At 45.5% G+C, this 13318-nt stretch carries 11 protein-coding genes; 2 read left to right on the forward strand and 9 right to left on the reverse strand.

What is annotated here, in order from left to right:
* Positions 1-5: 5 nt before the first annotated feature.
* From NI470_RS11735 to NI470_RS11775, 9 genes are all read right to left on the reverse strand, one after another.
* Entirely contained in the window at positions 6-650 is a 645-nt protein-coding gene (locus NI470_RS11735) for an START domain-containing protein (protein WP_253148450.1), read from the reverse strand.
* 56 nt (positions 651-706) lie between these two features.
* Positions 707-1528: a 4-hydroxy-tetrahydrodipicolinate reductase gene (gene dapB / locus NI470_RS11740; RefSeq protein WP_222112410.1), complete on the reverse strand. Its 822-nt coding sequence runs from the start codon at positions 1526-1528 to the stop codon at positions 707-709.
* 602 nt (positions 1529-2130) lie between these two features.
* The gene (locus tag NI470_RS11745; protein WP_004280859.1) at positions 2131-2328 is read right to left on the reverse strand and encodes a hypothetical protein; all 198 of its coding nucleotides are present in this window, start codon (positions 2326-2328) and stop codon (positions 2131-2133) included.
* A 69-nt stretch (positions 2329-2397) separates the two neighbouring features.
* Positions 2398-2625 carry a hypothetical protein gene (locus tag NI470_RS11750; protein WP_004647679.1) on the reverse strand — a complete coding sequence of 76 codons (228 nt, stop codon included), beginning with the start codon at positions 2623-2625 and terminating at the stop codon, positions 2398-2400.
* A gap of 111 nt (positions 2626-2736) precedes the next feature.
* Positions 2737-2952 (reverse strand): cold-shock protein, encoded by a 216-nt coding sequence (locus NI470_RS11755; RefSeq protein ID WP_005105001.1) that lies wholly within the window; start codon positions 2950-2952, stop codon positions 2737-2739.
* A gap of 626 nt (positions 2953-3578) precedes the next feature.
* A complete protein-coding gene (gene dnaJ, locus NI470_RS11760) occupies positions 3579-4700 on the reverse strand; it encodes a molecular chaperone DnaJ (protein ID WP_195725377.1) in 1122 nt (373 codons plus the stop codon).
* A gap of 104 nt (positions 4701-4804) precedes the next feature.
* The gene (locus tag NI470_RS11765; protein WP_005245471.1) at positions 4805-5182 is read right to left on the reverse strand and encodes a hypothetical protein; all 378 of its coding nucleotides are present in this window, start codon (positions 5180-5182) and stop codon (positions 4805-4807) included.
* Positions 5183-5313: 131 nt separating this feature from the next.
* Positions 5314-8451 (reverse strand): efflux RND transporter permease subunit, encoded by a 3138-nt coding sequence (locus NI470_RS11770; RefSeq protein ID WP_253148449.1) that lies wholly within the window; start codon positions 8449-8451, stop codon positions 5314-5316.
* 2 nt (positions 8452-8453) lie between these two features.
* A complete protein-coding gene (locus NI470_RS11775; RefSeq protein ID WP_253148448.1) occupies positions 8454-9557 on the reverse strand; it encodes an efflux RND transporter periplasmic adaptor subunit in 1104 nt (367 codons plus the stop codon).
* Positions 9558-9705: 148 nt separating this feature from the next.
* Here NI470_RS11775 and NI470_RS11780 point away from each other — a divergent pair, with 148 nt between their 5' ends.
* Positions 9706-10329, forward strand: a complete 624-nt coding sequence (locus NI470_RS11780; RefSeq protein ID WP_253148447.1) for a TetR/AcrR family transcriptional regulator — start codon at positions 9706-9708, stop codon at positions 10327-10329.
* 149 nt (positions 10330-10478) lie between these two features.
* The gene (gene ppc, locus NI470_RS11785) at positions 10479-13163 is read left to right on the forward strand and encodes a phosphoenolpyruvate carboxylase (RefSeq protein WP_253148446.1); all 2685 of its coding nucleotides are present in this window, start codon (positions 10479-10481) and stop codon (positions 13161-13163) included.
* Positions 13164-13318: the final 155 nt, after the last annotated feature.

Consider the following 13318-nt stretch of genomic DNA (forward strand, 5'->3'; position numbering starts at 1 on the left):
TTTTTTTATTGCAATACTTCCGGCAAAACTGCAAGGCCTGCAGGCTTGGCCAGCTCTGCTTTCATCTTTTGTAGCATCTGATAAGGCTGTTGCTGCACGAACATATTTACAAAAGTTAAGGGAATCGAGCCTTCCGGATTGGCATAACCATAAGTTGAAACCTTGACCTGATTATTGGCCAGCTTTTGAAAAGTCCAATCCCCCTGATAATCGGTCAAACGCACATAATTCGGATTTAAGGGATAACCGGTCTGAATGGCTTTATTCTTGATACTAATCTGTCCATTGGCTTGCTTGATCATCTTGCCCTGTACAATCAGGTCGCGGTCTTTTAAGGGAAATGGAAAATCCAGCACCATATACAAGGTAAATTCGCCTTTTTTATCATCACGTGATAAGACCTTGATGCTGCCCATATAAGGCACCCATTGCACGGCATGCTCGATATCCAGAATCAGCGACACGGCATTTTCAATTGGTGCATGGTAGGTAGTTTCTGCCTTATATAGAAAGACCGGATTCTGCTGATCCTGATAGGTCCAGACCTTGATATTGTTTTTATGAATACTGAGTTTAGGCGTCCCGACAGGCTTGGCCTGCGCAATGGCACCAAGCGCCACTGCACAGAGCAGGAAAATCATTTTTTGCATTTTTTATTCGTCTTATTTTAGTTTTAGATTTTTTTATAAATGATTTTGACTCGGTTTTAAACCTGAATATCGTTAAAACCAAGCACGTCCTTCATATCATATTTACGCGCTTCACGGCCTACGACCCAAGCCGCAGCACGTACCGCACCAGAAGCAAAGTTCATGCGATTGGTGGCTTTATGAGTAATTTCTACACGTTCCCCATCGGCAATAAACATTGCAGTATGTTCACCGACAATATCGCCACCACGAATAGTCTGGAAGCCAATGCTCTTACGCTCACGCGGCCCGGTATGACCTTCGCGACAATACACTGCATCTTCTTTCAGGTCACGGCCCAAAGTTTCCGCAATCGCCTCACCCCACATCAAAGCTGTACCCGATGGCGCATCTACTTTGTGACGGTGATGTGCTTCAATCACTTCGATATCAACCGTATCGCCAAAAACTTTAGAGGCCAGTTCAAGCAGTTTGATCGAGACGTTCACACCCACTGAATAGTTTGCTGCATAAACTACAGGAGTTTCTGTCGCAGATTGATCGAGATAGGCTTTTTGCTCGTCATTCATACCTGTGGTACCAATCACGATGGCGACACCAGCTTCACGGCAGATTTTCAGATGATTGACGGTCGCTGCGGGTGCGGTAAAATCAATCACGACATCACAGTCTTTGACTACATCGGTAAGGCTACCCACAATCTTGACACCTGTTGCGCCAATTCCGGCAAGTTCACCAGCATCTGCGCCTAATAGGGTACTTTCAGGGCGTTCTACCGCGGCCGCCAATTGATAACCTGCTTCATGCACCGCCTGAATAAGGATACGCCCCATACGACCGCCGGCACCCAAGATCCCAATGCGTGGTATCGCTGACATAACATAGTCCTGATGTTGATCCAAAATTGCTCTTACTATAGCAAAACTGCAGAATAACACTAAGATGCATTGCATAAAAATCAATGAAAATACTCAAAGAGTGAAATCACTGATATTGATAAGAGTTTTAATCAAGCTTAAGAAGTTAGGCAATCACTTCCGTCAAAGCTATACGATATACATCAACTTGACTCGTCATATAGTTTTTAGCAATTACTCATATAACTGAAATAAGCTTATTCATAATTTTATCGCTATGATTTTGCATTGATTTACTGAGATTACTGATTTGTGAAGTTAAACAGACGACTTGCCAATACAGTTTTTCCTGTTTAGTCTCGCCATGATTAACTGAACTCAAAATCTTGATGATCTAAATCTCAGTTAGATTAACAGGATTCTTATGCAAGACTTTTTACTAAATTTTAATTATAAATATCTACTTTTGAATTGATGAGCAGATAAGATTTTAAGTCTTATTGAGATTAAAAGGACTCAATTTTGCTTTATACAAAAATCAGTCCTTAGATTGAGCAAATTAATTATCTAGCTCTTAGGGAACTTATTAAAAATAATAATACCTAAAGCAAAATTTGCCTGGTCTATACAATTTTGAAAATTTTTCCACTTAAGGTACTTTGAAAGCACATTTCAAAACTGGGACGAATATCTTCACCATCTACAGTGATATGTTTTATATTGGAATGAGATTGTGTTTTAGAAAAATGATGATCGACTGTTGCTTGAATAGCGTGTTGAGCCCCAAACTGATCCTTCACACTGATACTTTGTTTAAGCATATCTATACCTTTAATAATAGTTAAAGTGGCAAAATCTCCACTAAAAGTTGATGTTTCTTAATTTTATCTTTAAATAACTTTATGATTTAGCTTAAATAATTGATTTAGAGAAGTATAGAATGTACGGCCATCTAAGTTTAAATCTACCTCAACTCCAGATGAAAGAAGAACTCTTTTACCCACTTCAATTCTTTTTAAACCCTGACGTGTATTTTGCATTTTATTGAGAGGAATTAACGAAACAATAATTTCAGTACCATTTTTAGATTTTGCAATTAAATCATTTATTTTTAACAACTTGAATCCTGTTTTTCTAAAGATTTTTCCAATTTGGAAAATAACTTAAAATTAAATTTTGAACGATAAAAAAAGCACTTATTAAGTGCTTTTTTTACTGTTTATTCTTGCTTAGATAGCAACAATATTTACAGCATTCGGTCCTTTTTGACCTTGAGCTACACTGAATTCAACCAGCTGGCCTTCAAGCAAGGTTTTAAAACCTGAACTCGCAATTTCGCTGAAATGAGCAAAAACATCTGGACCTGATTCTTGTTGAATAAAACCAAAACCTTTAGTTTCGTTGAACCACTTTACAGTACCTTTAACAACATTTGAGTTTGACATAATATATCCTAATAATTTTTAATAATTTTTTAGTCATTTTATAGACTGATTATAACTTTGAAATAATAAAGAATGAGACTTAAAATCTGAAAAAAAACGAAGGATTATGACTAAAACTACGATACTTAAAGAAGATTTACCGAAACAAGACTTTTTTCTAGTTAAGTTAACTATACACGAAAAATTTAATTAATCAAGTTTTCTTATATATATATTTATTTTATTTATTAAAAATGAAATTTTAAAAATTTATAGTGATTTCAATAAGATTAAGCTTTCATTGTCATGATAACAAAATAAGAGTAATCTGCTGTACTGGTAAATTTGATAAGTAATGAATGCGATTATATAGCTCTGTAATAACAATATTGGCCTTTTTAATTTCGGGAATGATGCTTTTTTCTCACTTACAAAATATCTATCACCCTCCAAATTTGGACTCATACTTTCTATTTAGATAGTCAAATATAAAAACAGAAACCGCTTTTTAGGCGGTTTTTATGTTTAAGAGATACCTATCAAACAATAAGATAGCTATCAACTAATAAATAGCATCTTCTAATCTAGAGTATCTTATCTACATAATAAAAAAGGACGCCTCAGCGTCCTTTTTTACTTTCACTCAATTAATCAAACAAACGATCAAAGAATGATTTTTTCTTCGGTGAGGATTTGCTATCTTCACCATCCATTGTTTCTTGTAGTTCTTTCAACAGTTCACGTTGACGTGCACTTAAATTCACTGGAGTTTCCACCACAATACGGCACAGCAAGTCACCTTGCATGCTGGTACGTACCGGTTTAACACCCTTACCACGTAAGCGGAACAGTTTACCTGTTTGCGTACCTTCAGGAATTTTCAGGCTAACACGGCCATCTAGCGTAGGAATCTGAACTTCCTTACCTAAGGCTGCATCAGCAATTGATACTGGTACGTCCATATATAGGTCAGCGCCATCACGCTGGAAGATTTCATGCTCACGCACCACCACTTCTACGTACAAGTCACCTGACTGACCATCACGGATCGCTTCACCCTTACCGGTCAAGCGTACGCGGTCGCCATTGTCCACACCCGCAGGAATAGTGACTTCCAGAGTTTGCTGACGATCCGACACACCTGAACCATGACATTTATTACATGGGTTCTTGATGATCTTGCCCTGACCGCGACAAGTGCTACAAGTTTGCTGTACCGAGAAGAAACCTTGCTGCATGCGCACTTGACCGGCACCATGACAGGTACGGCAGGTTTCTACATCGTTTGGATTTTTTGAACCCTTACCGTCACAGGCATCACACGGTGCCGGTGCAGTAAAGGTAATGGTTTTCTTGACGCCTTTGACCGCTTCTTCCAGGGTCAGTTCCATCACATAGCGTAAGTCAGAACCACGGCGCGCGCGTTGCTGGCCACGACCACCGCCGCCACCAAAAGCACCACCGAAAATATCACCGAACTGGCTGAAAATGTCTTCTGCGCTGAAACCACCGCCGAAGCCGCCACCGCCGCCGCCCATACCACCTTCAAAGGCCTGATGGCCCATACGGTCGTACATGCTGCGCTTTTCACCATCAGAGAGCACTTCATAGGCCTCTGCTGCTTCTTTGAATTTCTCTTCAGCTTCAGCATTGTCCGGGTTACGGTCTGGATGATATTTCATCGCCAACTTACGGTAGGCTTTTTTGATTTCATCATCACTAGCGGTTTTAGCGACGCCCAAAACCTCATAATAATCACGTTTAGCCATGTCTGGCGATGCTCCTCACGGAATTTTGTTTAATATTCAACTGAGGTCTGAAATTGGGGTCAAACCGAGTTTTACAAGGGGAAATATGAAAAAAATTATACGCTTTAGAACACAGCTTTGTTTTGAGAGAATTTATGGATGCCTTTAAACCAGGCATTGATTAGGAAAATAAAAGCAATAAAGCTGAAAATCACTCCGGTCACCACACAGGCTTTGACCCATAACTGGCTGTCCCAGGCAAAGAAAAACAGGGGAATAAACCACAGTGCAGCAAAGATCGCCAAAATGGTATAAATCACGATATTACGCATGATCCACAGTGCCTGTGCCTGTAACCAGACTTCAGCATAATCAACTTGAGTGACTTTACGTGCGAACCAGTAAGCCAATAGTCCACTAAACAGGGTAAATAAGGCCAAAAACATGAAGACATAAGCCATCGCTACGGAACGTCGCATCTTGGTTAATGTATCTTGAGTCATGTTCGGTTCAACCTCGTTACCGTATTGGCAGCTCGGCCAATGCAGCAATTACTTATTTTTTTAAATTATAAAAATCTCAGGTGCTACTATATTGAAAATTTCCAAATTTCGCACCTGAAATTATGACAAATTTAAACAGAATTTAAACTTTTTTTCACTTTAAACCACTGTGCATATAGGGCAGGCAGGAAAAACAGGGTCAATAATGTCGCCACAATCAAACCACCCATAATCGCCACCGCCATTGGCCCGAAGAAAATACTGCGGGACAAGGGAATCATGGCCAGAACTGCAGCCAGTGCGGTCAATACGATCGGACGACAACGGCGTACTGTGGCATTGATGATGGCATCCCACTGCGACTCTCCGGCCTGAATATCCTGCTCGATCTGGTCAATCAGAATCAGCGAGTTGCGCATGATCATTCCGGATAAGGCAATCGTTCCGAGCATCGCAACAAAACCGAAAGGTTTATTGAAAATTAACAGGAATAACACCACTCCGATAATGCCTAAAGGTGCGGTCAGGAACACAATAAAGGCCCGTGAGATGCTCTTGAGCTGAATCATCAGCAGGGTCATGACGACTGCGAGGAATAAAGGCATGCCGGCATTCACCGAGTTCTGTCCACGAGCCGATTCTTCAACTGTACCCCCCACTTGCAGCAGATAGCCATTCGGCAGCTCTGTCCGGATTTTTTCCAGTGGCTCTTTGAGTTCATTGACCACAGTAGCGGGCTGCAGTTTGCTACGAATATCGGCACGCACGGTAATGGTCGGTAAACGATTCCGATGCCAGATCAGGCCTTCTTCAAAGCTGTATTCAATTTTGGCAAGCTGCGCCAAAGGTACTGATGTTCCAGTTGCGGTTGGCACGGCCAAACTGCTTAAAGACTCCACCTCCACCCGTTCAGCCTGAGCACCACGTAAACGGATTTCAATCAGTTCACGTTTTTCCCGATACTGATCAATGCCGGCCCCTAAAATCGAGCCATTCAGTACATTGGCCAGTTCACTGCTGCTCACCCCAAGCTGACGGGCACGATCCTGATCAATTTGCAATTTGATGACTTTGCTCGGCTCGCCCCAGTCCAGATGTACATTGGTGGTATTCGGATTTTCTCCCACGGTGGCTGCAACTTTCTGCGCCCATTCACGGACTAATCCTAAGTCTTCACCCGACACCCGGAATTGTAGTGGATAGCCCACAGGTGGGCCATTTTCCAGCAAGGACACCCGGGTACGCACTTCTGGCAATAACTTTCGAATCTGGTCACTTAAGGATTCGCGGATTTCATTGCGGTCTTCCAGCGAGGAAGCCAATACCACAAACTGGGCAAAGCTGGTTTGCGGTAATTGCTGATCGAGCGGTAAATAGAAACGTGGCGAACCCATCCCGACATAAGCCACATAGTTATCAATCCCCTCTTGTTTCGATAAAAAGGCTTCGACTTTTTTCACTGCGGCTTCAGTGGCCTTCAGTGATGCACCTTCTTCAAGTTTAAGATCCACCAGAATTTCAGCCCGGTTCGAGGGCGGGAAAAACTGCTGCGGCACCAGCTTAAACATTAAAATAGACAGGATAAAAATTCCGACCGTGGCAGCAATGACAGTTTTACGATAGGTCACACAGGCATTGACCCAACGACGAAAACCCTGATAAAACCGGGTTTGATAAGGGTCATAATGTTCACCGGCATGATGCACAATCGGCTGAGGTTCTGGTTGTTTGCGCAGACGTGCCCAGAGACGCTGATACCACGGCGCTTTTTGAAATAAATCTTTGTTGAAATCCGGCAGAAGTTTATCGCCTAAGTATGGGACAAACAGTACCGCGGCAATCCAGGACACCAGCAATGCAATGGTCACTACCTGGAAAATCGAACGGGTATATTCCCCGGTACTCGATGCTGCAGTGGCAATTGGCAGGAAACCGGCAGCGGTAATCAGAGTCCCGGTCAGCATCGGAAAAGCGGTGGTGCGCCAGGCATGCCCGGCCGCCTGTAAACGGCTATAACCCTGCTCCATTTTAATCGCCATCATTTCAATCGCGATAATGGCATCATCGACCAAAAGACCCAGGGCCAGAATCAGGGCTCCCAAGGAAATTTTATGCAGTCCGACATCAAACAGCTGCATACCGGCAAAGGTCATGGCCAGCACCAGTGGAATCGAGAAAGCCACCACCAGACCGGTCCGGAAACCGAGCGAGAAAAAACTGACCAGCAATACGATAATCACCGCTTCTGCCAGCACTTTCATAAATTCGTTAATGCTGCGTTTGACCGCCACCGGCTGGTCCGAGACTTTTTGCAGCTCCATGCCAAGTGGCAGGGCTTTTTGCAGGCGGGCGAATTCCTGTTCTAGATTTTTACCCAAGGCAATGATGTCCCCACCCTTGCGCATCGATACAGCAATACCAATGCCGTTTTCGCCCATAAAGCGCATCCGGGGCTGTGCCGGATCACTAAAGCCACGATAGACTTCTGCTACATCTCCCAGCTGAATAGTTTTGCCATTGACCAGCAGCGGCATCTGTCTTAACTCTTCAACACTGTTTAATGCACCACTGACCCGCACCTGAATCCGGTCTGAACTGGTTTCAAAAAAACCGGACTGGGTTGTGGCATTTTGGTGCTGCAGGGCTTGCTGAATCGCCATGACTGGAACGCCCAGCTGAATGGCCTTGGTATTGGAAATCTCAATCCAGATTTTCTGGTCTTGCAGGCCAATCAGCTCAACTTTGGCAACATCTTTGACCCGTTGCAATTGCAGCTGTAAGCGGTCGGCGTATTCCTTGAGGGTCGCATAGTCAAAATCTTTACCCTTGAGCACATAAATATTGCCAAAGGTGTCGCCAAATTCATCATTAAAGAACGGCCCTTGTACCCCTTGTGGCAATTCATGCCGGATATCGCCCACCTTCTTGCGCACGTTATACCAGACATCCGCGACATCTTTCGAAGCCAGGGAATCCTTGGCAACAAAAGTCACCATGGATTCACCCGGACGCGAATAAGCCATAATGCGGTCATACTGTCCCGTGGTCATCAGTTCCTTTTCAATCCGGTCAGTGACCTGCAGGGAGATTTCTTTGGCACTGGCACCCGGCCAATAGGTCTGGATTACCATGACTTTAAAGGTAAAAGGTGGATCTTCACTTTGTGACAGTTTGGAATAAGAGACGATGCCGATCAGACCGAGCAGGATCATGAAATACAGCACCAGACCTTTATTTTTTAAAGCCCATTCCGACAGGTTAAAGTTCATGCTTAACTCCCTGCCTGAATGGTCACACGACGGTTTTCACGATCAATCGGATTGATTTTTTGCTGGTTACGCAGCAGATGTACGCCACCAATCACCACATAGTCTTCCGGCTTGAGCCCACTGAGTACAGGAACACTGTCCCGGCCATAGGCACCGAGCTGGACCGGGACTTTACGTAAGGTATGATCGGGCTGGACCACCATGACATAAGCCTGCTGATCCGTTGCCGAGACACTGGATAGCGGCACACTGAGCATATTGTCGCGGCTGTGCTGAAAAAACACCCGGGCACTTTGCCCCAGCTGGATCTGGCCATTGCCTTCACGTAAGGAAACTTTAACCCGAAAGGTCCGCGACTGGTCCGCTGCCGGTGAAATCTCGCGAACAAAAGCGGCAAATTTTTCTTCAGGTTTGGACCATAATGTCACTGTAGCTGCCTGTCCAACCTTGATCTCCGAAATAGCCTGTTCCGGTACCCCAATCACCACTTCACGTTCACCGGCAATCGCCAGTTCATACGCCGCCTGCCCGGCAGCGACCACCTGACCTGTTTCAATATTGCGTGCAGTGATTACGCCTTTTTTGGTGGCAATCAGCTGGTTATAAGCAGTCTGGTTTTTGGCCGTATCATAATTGGATTGTGCCTGCTTCAGATTTGACAGGGCGGTCTTGTACTGGTTTTCGATCGCATCATATTGTGAGCGGCTCACGGCATTGGATGGCAATAACTGCTTGAAACGTTGTAATTCATCCTGAGCAATCTTAGTGGCAGACTGCGCGCTTTCCAGCTGGGCACGTGCTGCATTCAGCTGCAGCTGGGCATCTTTGACATCCAGAGTTGCCAGGACTTGCCCGACTTTGACCTGGTCACCCACATCGGCGAAGCGCTGGGTCACCTGTCCAGCGACCCGAAATGCCAGCGCCGTTTGCTGGCGCGCCTGCACATCACCGGCATAACTTTTTAATTCATGCTGTGAAGTAGTGGGTGTGGCCACCATGACAAAGGGAACTTCCTGTTCTGCTGCAGCAGTATCTTTGCTGCACCCAGTTAAGGTCACGCTGCAAAGCACCACCATGCCAGCCAATACGCTGTAAATCCTGCTCATCTTATTCGCTCTTATCTGATCGTCTTTTTTAGGGCAAACTATGCTGATATATTGAATTGCTTGTTTTTTAATTAATATACCACCCGGTACACTAATTACAACTCAAGCTTCAAAGCAATGACCGTGTTGACTTTTTTTGGAAGAAATTGTGCAAATACCTGTAGGACGACCCAAGGATCTGGAAAAGCGTCAGCGCATCCTGAGTGTGGCCAAAGTGCTGTTTTTAGCGCATGGCTATCATGCCTCCAGCATGAACCAGATTGCACGTGAGGCAGGTGTGACCAAGCTAACGGTGTATAACCATTTTCAGGACAAGGCGACTCTGTTTAGCTGTGCGATTGAGGATACCTGTGAAGCCATTCTGCATGAACATCCTCAACTCTTGCAGCCGAGCAGTGACTTTGCGCAGGAGTTTTATCAGGCCTGTCAGCGCGCTTTAAATATTATTCATTTACCAGAAGCGATCAAGCTGGACCTGCTACTGATGGAACTGGCCTCGCAGCAAAGTCCTTTAGCAGAACAGTTTTATCAGGCCTCGCATAGCAAACTGGATGCAGTCTGGAATGATTTTTTTACCCTGGCCCAGCAATACCGCTTTATTCAGGTCGATCTTCCAGAAAAACAGACCGAGCTGATCGTGTCCCTGCTGACCGGAACCCGTCATCAGAAAATCCTGTTGGGTCTCAGCCCTCCCCCTTCAAGCGCAGAACAGCAACAGATTATTAGCGAGGCCATTGAACTGTTTATGCTGAAATATGCCCTGCCGGATTAACTCCTTTCTTTCGGACTGATCACCGATCACCGTATGTGGCCTAAAAGTTGCTAAAAAAGTAGCCAATGCTCTGCAACTTTTGTCTCTAGGGGACTTGGATTGTCATGCAGTCGCGGTATAGTCAAAGCATGCATGTGAGGGAATAAAAAATGATTCAACAGATTGATGCACCACTACGCGAAGACGTACGCTTACTGGGTAATTTGCTTGGGGAAACCTTAAAATTACATGCCGGGCAGGATTTGTTTAATCAGATCGAGCAGATCCGTGCCCTGTCCAAAGGCGCTCGCGATGGACAGGTCGAAGCAGAAAAACAACTGGAACAACTGTTTTTGAGCCTGGAAGATGCGGAAATCCTGCCGCTGACCCGCGCCTTTACCCACTTTTTAAACTTTGCCAATATTGCCGAACAATATCATGTGGTACGTCGTCGCCGTCAGAGCGAGTTTGATGACACTGCAGAATCGCCCAATCCTCTGGTGCCTTTATTTGAAAAATTTAAACAGCAGGAAATTTCTGCCGATACGCTGTATCAGCAAATCTGTGAACTGAAAATTGAACTGGTCCTGACCGCGCATCCCACAGAAGTCAGCCGCCGTACCCTGATTCAAAAATATGACGGCATCAACACTGCCCTGTCCAAATTCGACCAGCAGAAACTGACTCCATGTGAACGTCAGGCAGTCCTGGCCGATCTGAAACAGCTGATCAGCTCTGCCTGGCAAACCGATGAAATCCGTCAGCATCGCCCGACTCCGATCGATGAAGCCAAATGGGGCTTTACCACTATTGAACAGACCCTGTGGAATGCGGTCCCGAAATTTATCCGCGAACTAAATGGCATGGTTCAGGCGCAATGTGGCCAGAACCTGCCCTTAGATGTCGCACCAGTACGTTTTGCCTCCTGGATGGGTGGTGACCGTGATGGCAACCCGAATGTCACCCACACCGTCACTCAGGAAGTACTGTGGCTGTCGCGATGGAAAGCAGCCGATCTCTATGTACGTGATATTGAAAACCTGCGCTGGGAACTGTCCATTCAGCAATGCAGTCCGGAAATTTCCGAAGCTTTGGGCCAGCCCCATCCTGAACCCTATCGTGAATATTTACGTGACACCCGTACCCGCCTGAAAGCGACGCGGCACTGGCTGGCAGAAAAATTAAAAGGCAATGATGCCGATGACAGTCTGGTGATTAAAAGTAAAGACGAACTTTTACAGCCACTCCTGACCTGCTACCGCTCACTGATGGACTGCAATCTGGCCGAAATTGCCAATGGCAGCCTGCTGGACTTTATTTACCGGGTCAACAGCTTTGGGATCGAACTGCTAAAACTGGATATCCGCCAGGAATCCGGCCGTCACCGTCAGGCGATTTCAGCCATTACTGAATATTTGGGACTGGGGAATTTTGAAACCTGGACCGAACAGGCCCGTCAAAACTTTTTACTGCAGGAATTGCAAAGCAAGCGTCCGTTACTGCCGAAACATCTGAATGAACCGGCCGGCAGCCTGATTGAACATCCGGATGTACAGGAAGTCTTTGCCACCATGCGCACACTGGCCGAACAGCCGAGCGAGTCTCTGGGTGCCTATATTATTTCCATGGCAGAATATCCAAGTGATGTCTTGGCGGTACTGCTTTTACAAAAAGAAGCCGGGATTGAACAGGCGTTACGGGTGGTTCCCCTGTTTGAAACATTAAAAGATCTGGATGGTGCAGCCGCAACCATGTCGACCCTGTTCAAGATGCACTGGTATAAACAGCATATTCAGGGCAAACATGAGGTCATGATTGGCTATTCGGATTCTGCCAAAGATGCCGGTTTTATGTCGGCCAACTGGGCACAGTATCGTGCCCAGGAAGAACTAACCGCAGTTGCCCAGCAACATGGCGTGCAGTTGACCCTGTTCCATGGTCGTGGCGGTTCGATCAGTCGTGGTGGTGCGCCAACCCAGCAAGCCTTGTTCTCTCAGCCACCGGGTTCTATTTCCGGTGCGATCCGGGTGACTGAACAGGGTGAAATGATCCGCTTTAAATTCGGGCTGGAAGAAATCGCGCTGCAAAATCTGGAAATTTATACCGCTGCAACCCTGGAAGCGACCCTGCTCCCGCCACCTGAGCCAAAACAGGAATGGCGCGACTTGATGCATCAAATGACCGAACTGTCGGTTCAGGTCTATCGCCAGACCGTACGGGAAAATCCGCATTTTGTAAAATACCTGCGTACCGTTACCCCTGAACTTGAACTGCAGATGCTGCCTCTGGGTTCACGCCCCGCCAAACGTAAAGTCAGCGGCGGCATTGAATCCTTGCGGGCCATTCCCTGGGTATTTGCCTGGACCCAAATTCGCCTGATGTTGCCTGCCTGGCTCGGTACCGGTGCCGCCCTGAATGAAGTCGTGGATCAAGGACAGCGTAATGTACTCGATGAGATGCTGGCCGAGTGGCCATATTTCCAGACCCTAATTGATATGCTGGAAATGGTCCTGTCCAAAGCCGACGCGCATGTAGCGCTGTATTATGAATCGCATCTGACCCAGGATGAAGATCTGAAAATTTTGGGGACAGCGTTACGCCAGCGTTTGCAGGATGCCGTACAAACCCTGTTAAGCTTGAAAGGTGAATCGAAACTGCTCAGCAGCAATGGCGTACTGGATCAGTCCATGAAGGTACGTAAACCATATCTGTTACCCTTGCACTTGCTGCAAGCTGAACTGATGAAACGTCGCCGTTTATATCTTGAACAGCAACAGGCCGAAAACACCCCGGTAGATCATGCGCTGATGGTCAGTATTGCCGGGATTGCAGCCGGTCTGCGTAATACTGGCTAAGCAAAAATGCCCATTTGAAAGCACATCCTAGTGATGTGCTTTTTTATTGACCAGTCAATAGCCAGGAAATATTTTATTTTATATAGTAAATCAGATTTATTTATACATAGCCCTATTCATAATAAGAAATTAATCTACTGATTTCACTTTAATTT

Origin of the sequence: Acinetobacter lwoffii (assembly GCF_024129115.1) — a bacterium.
In the GTDB taxonomy this organism is placed as follows: domain Bacteria; phylum Pseudomonadota; class Gammaproteobacteria; order Pseudomonadales; family Moraxellaceae; genus Acinetobacter; species Acinetobacter lwoffii_T.